The sequence below is a fragment of the Streptomyces sp. NPDC034085 genome, assembly GCF_055575555.1.
On sequence record NZ_JBVISL010000007.1, the window covers coordinates 262,708 to 277,759 of the forward strand.

At 73.2% G+C, this 15,052-nt stretch carries 12 protein-coding genes and 1 riboswitch; of the genes, 4 read left to right on the top strand and 8 right to left on the bottom strand.

The window, feature by feature from the left end; all coding sequences use genetic code 11:
- The first annotated feature begins 65 nt into the window (after window positions 1–65).
- Window positions 66–488 carry a nuclear transport factor 2 family protein gene (locus ACZ501_RS24425; RefSeq protein WP_468798044.1) on the top strand — a complete coding sequence of 141 codons (423 nt, stop codon included), beginning with the start codon at window positions 66–68 and terminating at the stop codon, window positions 486–488.
- 119 nt (window positions 489–607) lie between these two features.
- Entirely contained in the window at window positions 608–1,354 is a 747-nt protein-coding gene (locus ACZ501_RS24430) for a VOC family protein (RefSeq protein WP_361598869.1), read from the top strand.
- Between the two features lie 24 nt (window positions 1,355–1,378).
- On the opposite strand, the gene ACZ501_RS24435 is transcribed toward ACZ501_RS24430, so the two are convergent.
- Genes ACZ501_RS24435 through ACZ501_RS24450 form a run of 4 tightly spaced genes read right to left on the bottom strand, consistent with a single transcriptional unit; the run spans window position 1,379 to window position 6,763 of the window.
- The gene (locus ACZ501_RS24435) at window positions 1,379–2,029 is read right to left on the bottom strand and encodes a thymidine kinase (protein ID WP_330298993.1); all 651 of its coding nucleotides are present in this window, start codon (window positions 2,027–2,029) and stop codon (window positions 1,379–1,381) included.
- Between the two features lie 59 nt (window positions 2,030–2,088).
- Window positions 2,089–3,294 carry an alkaline phosphatase family protein gene (locus ACZ501_RS24440; RefSeq protein WP_361598851.1) on the bottom strand — a complete coding sequence of 402 codons (1,206 nt, stop codon included), beginning with the start codon at window positions 3,292–3,294 and terminating at the stop codon, window positions 2,089–2,091.
- Entirely contained in the window at window positions 3,294–3,899 is a 606-nt protein-coding gene (locus ACZ501_RS24445; protein WP_361598848.1) for a DUF5998 family protein, read from the bottom strand. The genes ACZ501_RS24440 and ACZ501_RS24445 overlap by 1 nt, the downstream gene beginning before the upstream one ends.
- A 38-nt stretch (window positions 3,900–3,937) precedes the next feature.
- Window positions 3,938–6,763 (bottom strand): bifunctional acetate--CoA ligase family protein/GNAT family N-acetyltransferase, encoded by a 2,826-nt coding sequence (locus ACZ501_RS24450; protein WP_468798047.1) that lies wholly within the window; start codon window positions 6,761–6,763, stop codon window positions 3,938–3,940.
- Between the two features lie 209 nt (window positions 6,764–6,972).
- On the opposite strand from ACZ501_RS24450, the gene ACZ501_RS24455 reads away from it, so the two are divergent.
- A complete protein-coding gene (locus ACZ501_RS24455) occupies window positions 6,973–7,254 on the top strand; it encodes an HPr family phosphocarrier protein (protein WP_362052369.1) in 282 nt (93 codons plus the stop codon).
- A gap of 249 nt (window positions 7,255–7,503) precedes the next feature.
- Here the strand turns inward: ACZ501_RS24455 and ACZ501_RS24460 are convergent, their stop codons facing one another.
- The 4 genes from ACZ501_RS24460 to ACZ501_RS24475 form a co-directional block, all read right to left on the bottom strand.
- Window positions 7,504–8,169 (bottom strand): GntR family transcriptional regulator, encoded by a 666-nt coding sequence (locus ACZ501_RS24460; RefSeq protein WP_361598839.1) that lies wholly within the window; start codon window positions 8,167–8,169, stop codon window positions 7,504–7,506.
- 165 nt (window positions 8,170–8,334) lie between these two features.
- Window positions 8,335–9,138: a M23 family metallopeptidase gene (locus ACZ501_RS24465; protein WP_361598836.1), complete on the bottom strand. Its 804-nt coding sequence runs from the start codon at window positions 9,136–9,138 to the stop codon at window positions 8,335–8,337.
- Between the two features lie 12 nt (window positions 9,139–9,150).
- Window positions 9,151–9,310, bottom strand: a riboswitch (cyclic di-AMP (ydaO/yuaA leader).
- A gap of 264 nt (window positions 9,311–9,574) precedes the next feature.
- The gene (locus ACZ501_RS24470; protein ID WP_361598866.1) at window positions 9,575–10,942 is read right to left on the bottom strand and encodes a M16 family metallopeptidase; all 1,368 of its coding nucleotides are present in this window, start codon (window positions 10,940–10,942) and stop codon (window positions 9,575–9,577) included.
- A 20-nt stretch (window positions 10,943–10,962) separates the two neighbouring features.
- A complete protein-coding gene (locus tag ACZ501_RS24475; protein ID WP_361598833.1) occupies window positions 10,963–12,315 on the bottom strand; it encodes a M16 family metallopeptidase in 1,353 nt (450 codons plus the stop codon).
- 228 nt (window positions 12,316–12,543) lie between these two features.
- Here ACZ501_RS24475 and ACZ501_RS24480 point away from each other — a divergent pair, with 228 nt between their 5' ends.
- Window positions 12,544–15,000 (top strand): DNA gyrase/topoisomerase IV subunit A, encoded by a 2,457-nt coding sequence (locus tag ACZ501_RS24480; protein ID WP_361598830.1) that lies wholly within the window; start codon window positions 12,544–12,546, stop codon window positions 14,998–15,000.
- Window positions 15,001–15,052 lie beyond the last annotated feature (52 nt).

Here is a 15,052-nt window from a genome sequence, read left to right on the forward strand (position 1 = left end):
CGGCACCATACTCAAAAAACTGACTACTCGCATTCTTGAGTAGTCACGGATCAGAGGAGGGGCCCATGGAGACCGCCGAACGCTTCCGCGCCGCCGTGGAGAAGCGCGACCTCGACGCGCTCGACGAGCTGTTCGCACCCGGCATCCGGCTCTACAGCCCGGTGAAGTTCGTCCCGTTCGAAGGCAAGGACGCCGTGCTCGGCCTCTTCGGCGTCCTGATGCGCACCTTCGAGGACCTGCGCTACCTGGGGCGGCTGGAGGGCGCGGCCGAGACGAGCGGCGACGGCGAGGAGGCCCCGTCGGTGATCCTGCCCTTCCGGGCCGTGGTGGCCGGCAGGCAGATCCACGGGATCGACCTGCTCCAGTTCGACGACGCGGGCCGGGTGAAGGAGTTCACGGTGATGGTCCGCCCCCAGTCCGCCGTCCACGCCCTGGGCCAGGCGGTCCTGGCCGGCCTGATCGCCGACGGCCTCGCCCCGGAGGCCTGACGGCACCGGGAGGTGCCCGCGAGTAGGGTGGAAGGGCTCCGGGGGTGCACCGGCGGATGGGGTTGACCGTGTCCACATCGAGTCACGAGACGTTCGGCGCACCCTGCTGGGTCAGCCTCATGGCCCGCGACCTCGGCGCGGCCAAGGAGTTCTACAGCGCGGTCCTCGGATGGGAATTCGGGCCCGCGCACCTCGGCGAGGCCTTCGCCGTCGGCTTCGCCTCGGGGGTGCCGGTGGCCGGGCTCGGCGCCCTGCCCCCCGCGCTCTCCATCCCCGTCGCCTGGACCCCGTATTTCGCCGTGGACGACGCCGACGCCACGGCGGCACGGATCCTGGAGCGCAGCGGCACCGTCGCCGTCGGCCCCCTGTCCTTCGGCACGGGGCGGGCCGCGCTCGCCGCCGACCGCGACGGGGCGGTCTTCGGGATCTGGCAGGGCGAGGCCATCCCCGACTGGGGTATGGGCGGCGAGGCCGCGCCGGCCTGGCTCGAACTGCACACCCGCAACGCCTTCGACGCCGTCATCTTCTACGGCGAGGTGCTGGAGTGGGCCGGCGGCCACGCCGGCTGCTGCGAGGTCGCCTACGTGGAGGAGAACGACCGCATCCTGCTCCGCCGCGCCGGCCGGACGGTGGCCCGCCTGCACGGAGGGACGCTCGCGGAGGCCCCCGACCCGCACCTGCGGCCGCGCTGGCGCATCCACTTCCGGGTGCCCGGCCTCGAAGCCGCGGTGGAGGCGGCCACCGCGCTGGGCGGCAGCCTCCTGACCACCCCGGGCTCCGGCTCGTTCCCGCACGAGCGCACCCTGCGCGACCCCGACGGGGCGGTGTTCAGCATCGTCGGCCCGGCCGCGCCCGGCCGGTTCTGACGCCCGCCCGCGTCCCGGGGGCCGTCAGGCGTGGTTGACGGGGAGGACGTCCGGCGAGAGGGCGCCGGCGTGGGCCGCGGCCGAGGTCATCCGCTTGCGGTGGTGGCGGCGGCAGAGGACCTCGTAGCCGATCTCCTCCGCCGGGCGGTTGACGTCGCCGACCACCACCTGGGCGCCCTCGACCACCATCTCCCCGCCGACGGTACGGGCGTTGTGCGTGGCGCGGGCGCCGCACCAGCACAGGGCCTCCACCTGGAGCTGCTCCAGGCGGTCCGCCAGCTCGATCAGGCGCTGCGAGCCCGGGAAGAGCTTCGTGCGGAAGTCCGTCGTGATGCCGAAGGCGAAGACGTCCAGACCGAGGTCGTCGACGATGCGGGCCAGCTGGTCGATCTGCTCGGGGGCCAGGAACTGCGCCTCGTCCACGATCACGTAGTCCGCCTTGCCGCCCTTCGAGAGCTGCGCGACCAGGTACGCGTACAGGTCCATGCCCTCCGGCGCCTCGACCGCCTCCGTCACCAGCCCCAGGCGGGAGGACAGCTTGCCCTCGCCCGCCCGGTCGTCACGGGTGAAGATGACGCCCTGGAGTCCCCGCGCGTCGCGGTTGTGGGCGATCTGGAGCGCCAGGGTGCTCTTTCCGCAGTCCATCGTTCCGGAGAAGAACACCAGCTCGGGCATGGGAAGTACGGACCTTTCAGGTCAGGGGCGGGGGCAGGGGGACCGGGGGGCCGGGGCCGTCAGGTGCGGATCTCGAGCAGCGGGACCAGCTGCTCGGCCGCGGTCATGGAGCCGTGCATGCCGGTCAGCGCCGACTCGTTGGGCTCGTTGCGGGAGGCGGTGATCGCGACGTCGGCCTGGGCGGCGGCGACCACGTCGCCGATCCGCCCGAGGACGCGCTCGTCGCACTCCCCCGGCGGTCCGAACCAGCCCAGTTCCAGGGCCTCTTCGCGGCTCGCCACCCAGAAGCGGTCGCCGAGCACCTCGCGCCACACGGTCAGTACGTCGGCCTCGGCGCCCGGCACCGCGTAGACGTGCCGGGCGCGGCCCTCGCCGCCCAGCAGGGCGACGCCCGCGCCCAGCTCCCAGTCCTCGTCGAAGTCGATCCGGGAGTCCTCGTCGAAGGGGACGTCGACCATGCCGTGGTCGGCGGTGACGTACAGGGCGGTCCGCGGCGGCAGCTGCTCCGCGAGGCGCTGCACGAGGCGGTCGACGTACATGAGCTGGCCGCGCCAGGCGTCGGAGTCCACGCCGTGCCGGTGGCCGGCGCCGTCGAGTTCGCTGTAGTACGTGTACACGAGCGAGCGCTCACCGCCCGCGAGCTGGATGGCGGCGAGGTCCATCCGCTCCTCGCCGGTCATCCGGCCGTGGAAGGTACCGCCGCTGAGGGCGATCTTCGTGAGCGGGGTGGTCTGGAAGTTCGGCGCGGACACCTGCGCGGTGTGCACTCCGGCCGCGTCCGCGAGCTGGAAGACGGTCGGGTACGGCTGCCAGGGCTTGGGCGGGGTCCACGGGTGCCAGCGGAGCTGGTTCATCAGCTCGCCGGAGGCCGGGTTGCGGACGGCGTAGCCGGGCAGGCCGTGCCGGGCGGGCGGCAGGCCCGTGCCGACGGAGGCCAGGGAGGTGGCGGTGGTCGCGGGGAAACCGGACGTGATCGGCAGACCGGTGCCGCCGCGCGAGCCCGCGAGGAGGGACGTCAGGAACGGCGCCTCCTGCGGGTGGGCCCTGATCTGCTCCCATCCCATGCCGTCGACCAGGAACACGCAGTTCCGGTCGGCCGGGCTCAGCTCGGCGATCCCGGCGGTGAGGCCGGGTACGCCCTGACCGGCCGCGAGGGTCGGCAGCAGGTCGGCGAGGGAGCCGGTGCCGTACTGCGGGACCGGGGCGCCGGCGAGGTCGAGCAGTTCCGGTTCGTCCTGCCAGTTCGGCGGCGCGGAGTACGACATCAGCGGGCGGGACCGGAGGTGGCCGCCGTCGCCTCGCTGAGCGCCTGCGCGAAGAGCAGCGCCTGGCGCACCGTCTCGGGGCCGTCGCCGGCCTCGCTGACGCGCAGGCTGAGGTCGTCGGCGGTGGAGTTGCCGGTGTAGCCGTGGTCGGCGTCGCAGTTCTGGTCGCCGCAGGCGGCGGGCTCCAGGTCGATGCGCGAGACCGCGCCCCAGCCGATGGTCAGGACGACCTCGCGGGGCAGCTGGCCGGGGGTGTACGACTCGGGGTTGGCGACGACCCTGCTGAGCACCACGGAGGAGATGCTGGCGAGCTTGACCGACTCGGTGGAGGTGGTCGCGTACGGGGACGGCGATCCGGCGTCGGCGGCCTGCTCGTCGGTGTGGCTGACGATGAACCGGTTGCCGGTCAGGACCAGCACGGTGACGTGCCGACGCACCTCGTTGGAGTCGAAGGTGGTCTCCTGGTGGACCAGGTACGACGAGATCGGCTCGCCGCCCACCGCGGCCTCCACCGCCTCGGCCACGAGGGCCGGGTAGTAGCCGCTGCGCTCGATGGCCGTGCGCAGTCCCTGGGTCGTCGTACCGGATTTCGCCATGGGGTCCATCCTAAGGCCCGTGCGGGGTACCCCTACCTGTCCTGCGCTCAGTAGCTCGGCAGGGTACGCGGGCCGAGGTCGGTCCGTACGGGCGGGTGTGCCACGCGGACGGTGGCGCTGAGCACGGACAGGCCCTCGGTGGCGACGACGACCGGCTCCAGCGAGACCCCGGTGACCTCGGGGTGGTCGTCCACCAGCCGGGACAGCCTCAGCAGCAGCTCCTCGAGGGCGGGGGTGTCGACGGGGTCGCTGCCGCGCCAGCCGAAGAGCAGGGGCGCGGTGCGGATGGAGCGGATCAGTGCGGCCGCGTCCCGGTCGGTGGCGGGGACCAGGCCGTGGGCGGTGTCGCCGAGCAGCTCGGAGGCGACTCCGGCGAGCCCGAAGGACAGCACGGCTCCGGCGGCGGCGTCGACGGTGGCGCGGACGACGGTGTCGACCCCGCGCGGGGCCATCGCCTGCACCACGGGCTGGAGCTCGGCCGGCTTGCCGAGGGCGTCGGTGAGCTCCTCGTACGAGCGTCTCAGCTCGGCCTCGGTGGTGAGATCGAGGCGTACGCCGCCCAGGTCGGCGCGGTGGCGCAGGTGCGGGGCGGTGGTCTTGAGGGCGACCGGGTACCCGAGGACCCGGGCCGCGCGGACCGCGGCGTCGGGGCTGGGGGCGGGCAGGGTGGGCAGCACCCGGATCCCGTAGCGGGCGAGCAGGTCGCGGGCGGCGTCCTCGTCCAGGGTCAGGACGGCGCCGGCGTCGACGCCCGCCAGCAGGGTGGCGAGCCGGGCGGCGGCGCCCGCCTCGTCGATGTCCTCGTACTCGGGGACGTGGCCGGTCTCCGCGTTGTCCCGGCGCCAGCGGGCGTACCGCACGGCCTCGGCGACGGCCTTGACGGCCCGCTCGGCGGCCGGGTAGGCGGGGATCCGGCCGGCGCCCTCCACGCCGGGCCCGCCATCGGTGCCGTGTCCGCCGGGCCGCCCGTCGGCGCCGGCCGGGGGTCCGGCGGGCGGGAGCGGCTCGGCGGCGGGCGCCGCCGGGGACGCGCCCCGGGCGGCGGAGAGGGCCTCGACCAGCTCGCCCAGTTCCACGTGCACCACCGCCACCGGCTTGCCCGGGACCTCGGCCACGGCCTGGCGCAGAGCCTGCGCGAGGTCGTCGGCCAGCTCGCGGTCGCTCACGGACGGGATGGCGGTGACGACGACGGCGTCGCAGTCGCCGGAGGCGAGCGCGGCGCACAGGGCGGCCCGGAAGTCGGCCGGGCCGGCGGCGGTCGTCAGGTCCAGCGGGGGCAGCGGGCGCAGCCCCTCGGTCAGGCAGGCGTCGTAGGTGAGCACGCCGAGGGACTCGGAGTTGCCGAGGATCGCGACCCGGGGGCCGGCCGGCAGCGGCTGTCCGGCCAGCAGCAGGCCGACGTCGACCAGCTCGGTGACCGTGTCGACCCGGATGACGCCGGCCTGGCGCAGCAGCTCGGAGACGGTGGCCTCGGGGAGCCGGGTGCCGGGGACGACGTGCCCGGCGGGGGTGTGGCGGCCGCCGCGGGCGACGACCACGGGCTTGGCGGCGGCGGTGCGGCGGGCGAGGCGGGTGAACTTGCGGGGGTTGCCGAGGGTTTCCAGGTACATCAGGGCGACGTCGGTGGCCCCGTCCTCGTACCAGTACTGGAGGATGTCGTTGCCGGAGACGTCGGCCCGGTTCCCGGCGGAGACGAAGGACGACAGCCCCTCGCCGCGCCGCAGCAGCGCCGACAGCAGGGCGATGCCGATCGCCCCGGACTGGGTGAACAGGCCGATCCGGCCGCGGGCGGAGGCGGGCGCCGGGGCGAGCGAGGCGTTCAGCCCCACCTCGGGGGCGGTGTTGATCACCCCGAAGGCGTTGGGGCCGATGAGGCGCATCCCGTACGAGCGGACCTGGCGCACGAGTTCGCGCTGCCGGGCGAGTCCGGCCGGGCCGCTCTCGCCGTATCCCGCGGAGAGGACCACGAGGCCCTGCACCCCGTGCTCGCCGCAGGCGGCGACGGCGTCGGGGACCCGGCCGGCGGGGACGGCGATGACGGCGAGGTCGACCGGGGCGCCGATGTCGGCGAGGCCGCGGTAGGCCCGTACGCCCTCCAGGAGGTCGCCCTCCATGCCGGGGGCGCGGGCTTCGTTGACGGCGTAGAGGTGCCCGCGGAAGCCGCCGTCGCGCAGGTTGCGCAGGGCGGTGGCGCCCACACCGGCCCCCGAGCGGCTGGCGCCGATCACGGCGACGGAGCCGGGGGCGAGGAGGCGCTGCACGGAGCGGGCCTCGGCCCGCTGTTCGCGGGCGCGCTGGACGGCGAGGGACTCGGCGGTGGGTTCCAGGTCGAGGGTGAGGTGGACGGAGCCGTCCTCGAAGCTGCGCTTCTGCTGGTAGCCCACGTCGGTGAACACCTTGATCATCTTGGTGTTGGCGGGCAGCACTTCGGCCGCGAACCGGCGGATGCCGCGCTCCCGGGCCACCGCGCCGATGTGTTCGAGGAGGGCGGAGGCGACCCCGCGGCCCTGGTGGGCGTCCTGGACGAGGAAGGCCACCTCGGCCTCGTCGGCGGGGGCGGAGGCGGGCCGCCCGTCCGGGCCGATGCGGTCGAAGCGGACGGTGCCGATGAACTCGCCGCCGATGGTGGCGGCGAGGCCGACCCGGTCCACGTAGTCGTGGTGCGTGAAGCGGCGGACGTCGCGGTCCGAGAGGCGGGGGTAGGGGGCGAAGAAGCGGTAGTACTTCGACTCGTCCGAGACCTGCTCGTAGAAGCTGACCAGCCGGCCCGCGTCCTCGGTGGTGATGGGGCGGATGCGGGCGGTGCCGCCGTCGCGCAGCACGACGTCCGCTTCCCAGTGGGCCGGGTACGAGGGGTCCGACGCGGTGGTCATGGGGTCACCTTAAGGGGCGATCCGGCCGGGTGGACGGGTGCGGCGGGCGGCCCCTCCGACCTACGCGCGGCGAATGCGGCGGGCCGGGGCAAACCAGTGCAAGCTGGGGAGGGCCGAACGGCGGTGGATGCGGGCCGAAGGCCGGTGCGAGCATTCCGGACGGCGTGAGAGACTGGTCTAGACAACCGTTGAACCTGAAGGGCATCACCATGGCAGAGCGCCGCGTCAACGTCGGCTGGGCCGAGGGCCTGCACGCTCGTCCCGCCTCGATCTTCGTCCGCGCGACGACCGCTTCCGGCGTCCCGGTGACCATCGCGAAGGCGGGCGGCGACCCCGTCAACGCCGCTTCGATGCTGGCTGTCCTGGGTCTGGGCGCCCAGGGCGGCGAGGAGATCGTCCTGGCCTCCGACGCCGAGGGCGCCGAGGTCGCGCTCGACCGCCTCGCGAAGCTGGTCGCCGAGGGTCTCGAGGAACTCCCCGAGACCGTCTGACCCTTCGGGTCCGGTAGGCCCTCGCCGCCCCGCGCGGTACGACGGAAGCCGCAGCCCCCGCCACCACGGGGACTGCGGCTTCCGCGTTTTCCGGCCGCACGGCGGCTGGAATTCCAGGGCCTTTCCCGCCCTTCCGGGTCGTCCCGGAATTGCGCGCGGCGAATTCGGGCCACGGCGGCGGTCAAGAGGGCAGAGAATTCGCCTGCGGCCGGAACCGGGCGGATATCGCTCCGTTGTATACGGAGTGTGTTAATGCGGAGCGCTCGCCGTGTTTACGGCAGGTTGCGGATTCCTCACCCTCGGGCGGTGCGCCTGCGCCGCCCGCTGCGCGTGCAGCGCGGTCAGGGCCCGGGCCCGCTCCGCGTCGCCGCGCGCGACGGCGTCCACGATCGCCCCGTGCTCGGCCCAGCACTCCACGGGCTGCACCGGCGCCCCGACCGCGAACATCCAGGCGATCTTGTGACGCGTCTGGGTCAGCAGGGCGATCAGCCCCGGGCTGCCCGAGGCCTGGGCCAGGGTCTCGTGGAACCAGCCGCCCAGGGCCCGCAGATCCTCCCCCTGCCCCCGCCTGGCCCCTTCCCGTCCCAGCCTGACCAGTCCGCGCAGCACCTTCAGGTGGCCGTCCGTGCGGCGCCGGGCGGCGCGCGAGGCGGCGAGCGGCTCCAGCAGCACGCGCAGCTCCAGGAGGTCGGCGGCCTCCTGCTCGGTCGGCTCGGCGACGCAGGCGCCCGCGTGCCGGCGGGTGGTGACGAAGCCCTCGGACTCCAGGGTGCGCAGCGCCTCGCGGACCGGGACGCGGGAAACCCCGTAGCGGCGGGCGAGCACCTCCTCGGTCAGCCGGCTGCCCGGCCCGAAGAATCCGGAGACAATATCGTCGCGGATCGCTGTGCACACCGCGTGCGCCGGAATACGCAAGGCCGGACCTCCGCTGGTTTCGTTTTTCGGTTTATCGTGGCCGTGCTGCGACTCTATTGCACCACACGGCAATTCCCGAAGAGGGCCTGCAATCCGGACGGCGGCACGACGAAGAAGGCCCCGGCTCGGTGAGCCGGGGCCTTCTTCGGTGGAGCGTGCTGCGGGTCAGATCCCGACGCCGTGGTTGCGCAGGTACGTCAGCGGGTTGATGTCCGTGCCGTACGTGGCGCCGGTGCGGGCCTCGAAGTGCAGGTGCGGGCCGCTGGAGTTGCCCGTGGAGCCCGACAGGCCGATCTGCTGGCCGGGGGTGACCGTCTCGCCGGCGGAGACGCTCAGCGAGAGCAGGTGGCCGTACTGGGTGTAGGTGCCGTCGTTGTGGCGGATCACGACGTTGTTGCCGTAGGCGCCGCCCCAGCCGGCCTCGACGACGGTGCCCGCGCCCACCGCGTGGACGATGCTGCCCTCGTCGGCGTGGAAGTCGATGCCCGTGTGGCTGCCGGAGGACCACATGCCGCCGCCCGCGCCGTACTGGGTGCTGACGTAGGAGCCGTCGACGGGGGCCACGAAGGTGTTGAGGCGCTTGCGGGCCTCCTCGCGGGCGGCCTTCTCGGCGGCCTCGCGCTCGGCCTTCTCCTTGGCCTCGGCGGCGCGCTTGGCCTCGGCGGCACGCGTCTTCGCCTCGGCCTCGGCCTGGGCCTGGGCGGCGACGGCCTCGGCGGCGCGCTGCTGGGACTCGGCCTGGACCTCGATGTCGTCCTGCAGGCCGTCGGCGACGACGACCGCGTTCTGGCCGGTGTCCTCCATGGACGGGGCGTTGTGGTGGTCCGCCGCGAAGGCCGGAGCGGCCAGGGTGCCGACCACGCCCGTGGTGGCGAGGGCGGCGATGCCGGCGTAGCCGGCGGTCTTGCGGCTCAGACGGCTGGAACCACGGTGCTTACCAGAACCGGCGGCACGACTGCCAAACGCCATGAAGGGGGTGATCCTTTCCTTCCCTCTCGCCTACCGGGTTAGCTGACGGGTTCGGAGCAGGAAGGTCTCCTACGGGCCTCCTCTTGCGAGGGGGTCCGATTCACCCCAGGGACTCATGTGGGTCCCCGGCTCCCCAGGCTCGCGCCTGACGGGGACTCGGCGATCGCTGTCCGGTGCCGCGGGGGTGCGGCGGGTTCAACTGACGAACAGCACGGCCGACGCTAGGCGGATCATCAGTCAATCGCCAAACACACGCGCGCTTTTGTTGCGTACGCCACACCGCATACGAGCAACGACGCCACTAAACGGACAAAGGGGGCTCCGGTGGATGTTCCACCGGAGCCCCCCGGAAACGGACTCGTCACCGGTCCGTCTCGGGTCCCTCGACGTGCAGTTGGGGACGGTCGCGCCGCCCGGCCGGGGACGGTCGCGCCGCTCAGTTGGAGACGACGGTGACCTCACCGATCCCGAGGGCCAGGACGGGCTCCTCGATCTGCGCCGCGTCACCCACCAGGATCGTGACCAGGCGGTCCACCGGGAAGGCGTTCACGACCGCCGAAGTGGCCTCGGCGGTACCGGTTTCGGCCAGCCGCGCGTACAGCCGCGCCTGGTAGTCGTCCGGCAGCTCCTGCTCCACCTGGTCGGCGAGCGTCCCGGCGACCGAGGCGGCCGTCTCGAACTTCAGCGGAGCCACACCCACCAGGTTCTGCACCGCCACGTCCCGCTCGGCGTCGGTCAGTCCGCCCTCCGCGAGGGTCCGCAGCACCTGCCACAGGTCCTGCAGCGCCGGACCGGTGTTGGGGGTGTCCACCGAACCGCTGATGGCGAGCATCGAGGCGCCCTTGCCGTCGGCGGTCGAGCGCAGCACCTGCCCGAAGGCCCGCACGCCGTAGGTGTAGCCCTTCTCCTCGCGCAGCACCTTGTCCAGGCGGGAGGTGAGGGTGCCGCCGAGGCAGTACGTGCCGAGCACCTGCGGGGCCCAGACAATGTCGTGCCGGTCCGGCCCGATCCGGCCGATCAGCAGCTGCGTCTGGACGGCGCCCGGCCGGTCCACGATGACCACGCGGCCCGTGTCGTCGGCCGTCACCGGCTGCACGGGGCGGGGCGCGGCGGTGTTGCCGGTCCAGGTGCCCAGGGTGTCCGCCAGCAGGGCGTCCAGGTCGGTGCCGGTCAGGTCGCCGACGACCACCACGGTGGCGGTGGAGGGGCGTACGTGGGCCTCGTAGAAGGCGCGTACGGCGGCGGAGTCGATCCGCGCGACCGTCTCCTCGGTGCCCTGGCGCGGGCGGGACATCCGCAGCGACGCCGGGAACAGCTCCTTGGAGAGCTCCTTGGCGGCGCGGCGCTGGGGGTTGGCCAGCTCGTGCGGGATCTCGTCGAGCCGGTTGCGCACCAGGCGGTCGACCTCGCTGTCGGCGAAGGCGGGGGCGCTCAGCGCCTCGGCGAGCAGTCCGAGCGCCTTGGGCAGGCGGGAGGCCGGGACCTCCAGGGAGACCCGCAGGCCCGGGTGGTCCGCGTGGGCGTCCAGCGTGGCGCCGCAGCGCTCCAGCTCCGCGGCGAACTCCTCGGCGGAGTGCTTGTCGGTGCCCTCCGACAGGGCGCGGGCCATGATCGTGGCGACCCCGTCGAGGCCCTCGGGCTCGGCGTCCAGCGGTGCCGCGAGGTTGACCTCGACCGCCACCACCTGCTGGCCGGGGCGGTGGCAGCGCAGCAGGGTCAGGCCGTTGGGGAGCGTGGAGCGCTCGGGGGCCGGGAAGGCCCACGGCTTCGCCTCGCCGGCCTGCGGCCGCGGGTGGAAGGTCATCGTGACGGCTGCGGTGTCGCTCACTGCTCCGCCCCCTCGTTCTCGTCGTGCTGCTCGGTCTCGTGGGCCTCGGCGCCGGCCAGCGGCTCGTAGACCAGTACCGCGCGGTTGTCGGGGCGCAGCCGGGCCGCGGCCACGGCCTGCACCTCCTCGGCGGTGACGTCCAGCACCCGCTGGACGGCGGTCAGCGCGAGCTGCGGGTCGCCGAACAGGACCGCGAAGCGGCACAGTTCGTCGGCGCGGCCGGCCACCGTGCTCAGCCGGTCCAGCCATTCGCGCTCCAGCTGTGCCTGGGCGCGCTCCATCTCCTCCGCCGTCGGGCCCTCGGCGGCGAACCGGGCGAGCTCCTCGTCGACGGCCGCCTCGATGGCGGGCACCTCGACGCCGCTGGAGGTCTTGACGTCCAGCCAGCCCAGCGAGGGCGCGCCGGCCAGGCGCAGCATGCCGAAACCGGCCGCCACGGCCGTCTGGTCGCGGCGTACCAGGCGGTTGTGCAGCCGGGAGGACTCGCCGCCGCCCAGCACGGTCAGCGCCACGTCGGCGGCGTCGCACTCGCGGGTGCCGTCGTGCGGCAGCCGGTAGGCGGCCATCAGCGCGCGGGCCGGGACCTCCTCGACGATCTCCTCGCGCAGCTGCCCGCCCATGGTGTCGGGGAGCGTGCCGTCGCGGGGCGGCTGCTTGCCGTCGTGCGCCGGGATGGTGCCGAAGTACTTCTCGATCCAGGCGAGGGTCCGCTCGGGGTCGATGTCGCCCACGACCGACAGCACGGCGTTGTTGGGCGCGTAGTACGTACGGAAGAAGTGGCGCGCGTCCTCCAGGGAGGCGGCGTCCAGGTCGGCCATCGAGCCGATCGGGGTGTGGTGGTACGGGTGGCCCTCGGGGTAGGCGAGGGCGGTCAGCCGCTCGAAGGCGGTGCCGTACGGGACGTTGTCGTAGCGCTGGCGGCGCTCGTTCTTGACCACGTCGCGCTGGTTCTCCATGGACTCGTCGTCCAGGGCGGCCAGCAGCGAGCCCATGCGGTCCGCCTCCAGCCACAGGGCGAGTTCCAGCTGGTGCGCCGGCATCGTCTCGAAGTAGTTGGTGCGCTCGAAGCTGGTGGTGCCGTTCAGCGAGCCTCCGGCCCCCTGGACGAGCTCGAAGTGGCCGTTGCCCGGTACGCTCGCCGAACCCTGGAACATCAGGTGCTCGAAGAGGTGAGCCAGACCGGTCCGCCCCTTGACTTCGTGGCGGGAGCCGACGTCGTACCAGAGGCAGACGGCGGCGACCGGAGTGAGGTGGTCCTCGGACAGCACCACGCGCAGGCCGTTGGCCAGCCGGTGCTCGGTCGCTGTCAGGCCGCCGGAGCCGGCCTGAGCTGTGGCCGTGTGACCCATGGGCATGTGGTCCCTTCGATCGCGATGCAGAGATTTCTGTCAGACCTGCCACTGTATGCAAGCGCGCCGACGGCCGGATAAGTTCCCGGGTCACTCCCCCGCACTCCGTACGGGGGGACCCCCGGGGTCGGAGTCGGCGTTGTCGGTGCCTCGGGCCACAATGGTCCGCGTCAACCACGCCAGATCCACCCAGTACACCCCGAACCTTGGTTAAGGAGCCGCGCAGCGATGGCCCGCCGCAGCACGAAGACCCCGCCGCCGGAGGATTTCGAGGAGAAGATCCTCGACATCGACGTCGTCGACGAAATGCAGGGCTCCTTCCTCGAGTACGCGTACTCGGTGATCTACTCCCGCGCCCTGCCCGACGCCCGCGACGGGATGAAGCCGGTGCACCGGCGCATCGTCTACCAGATGAACGAGATGGGCCTGCGGCCCGACCGGGGGTACGTCAAGTGCGCCCGCGTCGTCGGCGAGGTGATGGGCAAGCTGCACCCGCACGGCGACGCGTCGATCTACGACGCCCTCGTGCGCATGGCCCAGCCCTTCTCGATGCGGCTGCCGCTGGTCGACGGCCACGGCAACTTCGGCTCGCTCGGCAACGACGACCCGCCGGCCGCGATGCGCTACACCGAGTGCCGGATGGCCGACGCCACCTCGCTGATGACGGAGTCGATCGACGAGGACACCGTCGACTTCACCGCCAACTACGACGGCCAGGAGCGCGAGCCCGTCGCCCTGCCGGCGGCCTATCCGAACCTCCTGGTGAACGGCGCCTCCGGGATCGCCGTCGGCATGGCCACCAACATGGCCCCGCACAACCTGGGCGAGGTCATCGCGGCCGCCCGCCACCTGATCCGGTACCCGGAGGCGGACCTGGAGGCGCTGATGCGCTTCGTGCCGGGCCCCGACCTGCCGACCGGCGGGCGGATCGTGGGGCTGTCCGGCATCAAGGACGCCTACGAGAACGGCCGCGGCACGTTCAAGATCCGCGCGACGGTCTCCGTGGAGGACGTCACCGCGCGCCGCAAGGGCCTGGTCGTCACCGAACTGCCCTTCACGGTGGGCCCCGAGAAGGTCATCGCGAAGATCAAGGACCTGGTCGGCTCGAAGAAGCTCCAGGGCATCGCCGACGTCAAGGACCTCACCGACCGCTCGCACGGCCTGCGCCTGGTGATCGAGATCAAGAACGGCTTCCACCCGGAGGCCGTGCTGGAGCAGCTGTACAAGCTGACGCCGATGGAGGAGTCCTTCGGCATCAACAACGTCGCGCTGGTCGACGGGCAGCCGCTGACCCTGGGCCTCAAGGAGCTGCTGGAGGTCTACCTCGACCACCGCTTCGAGGTCGTGCGCCGGCGCAGCGAGTTCCGCCGGACCAAGCGCCGCGACCGGCTGCACCTGGTCGAGGGGCTGTTGGTGGCCCTGCTCGACATCGACGAGGTCATCCGGATCATCCGCGACAGCGACAACTCCGCGCAGGCCAAGGAGCGCCTGATGGAGCACTTCTCGCTGAGCGAGGTCCAGACCCAGTACATCCTGGACACCCCGCTGCGCCGGCTCACCCGCTTCGACCGGATCGAGCTGGAGAGCGAGCGCGACCGGCTGACCGGCGAGATCGACGAGCTGACCGGGATCCTGGATTCCGACGCGGCGCTGCGCAAGCTGGTCTCGGCGGAACTGGCCGCGGTGGCGAAGAAGTTCGGCACCGAGCGCCGCACCGTGCTGCTGGAGTCGGCGGGCACCTCGGTGGCGGCGGTCCCGCTGGAGGTCGCGGACGACCCGTGCCGGGTGCTGCTGTCCTCCACCGGCCTGCTGGCCCGCACGGCCAACGCCGATCCGCTGCCCCTGGACGAGGGCGGGGCCCGCGCGAAGCACGACGTGATCGTCTCGCAGGTCGCGGCGACCGCCCGGGCCGACGTCGGCGCGGTCACCTCGTACGGGCGCCTGCTGCGCCTCCCGGTGATCGACCTGCCGCGGCTGCCGGACACGCACGCCGCGCCGAACCTGGCCGGCGGCGCCCCGGTCGCGGAGTTCCTCTCCGGGCTGGAGGCCGACGAGACGGTGGTCTGCCTCCTCTCCCTCGACGAGTCCTCGCAGGGCCTGGCCCTGGGTACCGAGCAGGGCGTGGTCAAGCGGGTCGTGCCGGACTATCCGGCGAACAAGGACGAGCTGGAGGTCATCACCCTCAAGGAGGGCGACCGGGTCGTCGGCGCGGTCGAGCTGCGCACGGGCGAGGAGGACCTGGTCTTCATCACCGACGACGCCCAGCTGCTGCGCTACCCGGCGAGCCAGGTGCGCCCCCAGGGCCGCCCGGCGGGCGGTATGGCCGGCATCAAGCTCGCCGGGAACGCCAAGGTGATCCACTTCTCGGCGGTGGACCCGGCCCGGGACGCGCTGGTGTTCACCGTGGCGGGCTCGCACGGGACGCTGGACGACTCGGTGCGCTCGGGCAAGCTGACCCCCTTCGACCAGTACCCGCGCAAGGGACGGGCCACCGGCGGCGTGCGCTGCCAGCGGTTCCTGAAGGGCGAGGACGTCCTGACGCTGGCCTGGGCGGGCAACGCCCCGGTCCGCGCCGCCGCCAAGAACGGCTCCCCGGCCGCCCTGCCGGCCCCGGACCCGCGCCGCGACGGCTCGGGGACCGCGCTGCCGGCCGTCGTGGAGACGCTGGCGGGGGCCGCGCTGTAGCGGTGTGATCCGCGGAGGCGGGCGGAGCGGGCGGACAGCGGCGTTGCCGGGT